Origin of the sequence: Atlantibacter hermannii, from assembly GCF_009907385.1 — a bacterium.
GTDB classification, from domain to species: Bacteria; Pseudomonadota; Gammaproteobacteria; order Enterobacterales; family Enterobacteriaceae; genus Atlantibacter; species Atlantibacter hermannii_A.
This window is the reverse complement of sequence record NZ_JAAATR010000096.1, coordinates 1-1097: the sequence shown is the minus strand read 5'-3', so window position 1 is coordinate 1097 and position 1097 is coordinate 1. Positions and strand designations below refer to the sequence as shown.

General features: G+C 56.4%; 1 protein-coding gene. It reads left to right on the top strand.

What is annotated here, in order from left to right; genetic code table 11:
• The coding region (gene tuf, locus GV764_RS19315) for an elongation factor Tu (RefSeq protein WP_161661521.1) at positions 1-1097 on the top strand (1097 nt) is incomplete at both ends.

Here is a 1097-nt window from a genome sequence, read left to right as displayed (position 1 = left end):
CTGACCGCTGCCATCACTACCGTTCTGGCTAAAACCTACGGTGGTTCTGCTCGTGCATTCGATCAGATCGATAACGCGCCGGAAGAAAAAGCTCGTGGTATCACCATCAACACTTCTCACGTTGAATACGACACCCCGACTCGCCACTACGCGCACGTTGACTGCCCGGGCCACGCCGACTACGTGAAAAACATGATCACCGGTGCTGCGCAGATGGACGGCGCGATCCTGGTTGTTGCTGCGACTGACGGCCCGATGCCGCAGACCCGTGAGCACATCCTGCTGGGTCGTCAGGTAGGCGTTCCGTACATCATCGTGTTCCTGAACAAATGCGACATGGTTGATGACGAAGAGCTGCTGGAACTGGTAGAGATGGAAGTTCGCGAACTGCTGTCTCAGTACGACTTCCCGGGCGACGACACCCCGATCGTTCGCGGTTCCGCGCTGAAAGCGCTGGAAGGCGAAGCAGAGTGGGAAGAGAAAATCATCGAACTGGCTGGCTACCTGGATTCTTACATCCCGGAACCAGAGCGTGCGATTGACAAGCCGTTCCTGCTGCCGATCGAAGACGTATTTTCCATCTCCGGCCGTGGTACCGTTGTGACCGGTCGTGTGGAGCGCGGTATCATCAAGGTTGGTGAAGAAGTTGAAATCGTGGGCATCAAAGACACCGCGAAATCCACCTGCACCGGCGTTGAAATGTTCCGCAAACTGCTGGACGAAGGCCGTGCGGGCGAGAACGTTGGCGTTCTGCTGCGTGGTATCAAGCGTGAAGAAATCGAACGTGGTCAGGTACTGGCTAAGCCGGGCTCCATCAAGCCGCACACCAAGTTCGAATCTGAAGTGTACATTCTGTCCAAAGACGAAGGCGGCCGTCACACTCCGTTCTTCAAAGGCTACCGTCCGCAGTTCTACTTCCGTACCACTGACGTGACTGGCACCATCGAACTGCCGGAAGGCGTTGAGATGGTTATGCCGGGCGACAACATCAAAATGGTTGTTACCCTGATCCACCCGATCGCGATGGACGACGGTCTGCGTTTCGCAATCCGTGAAGGCGGCCGTACCGTTGGCGCGGGCGTTGTTGCTAAAGTTCT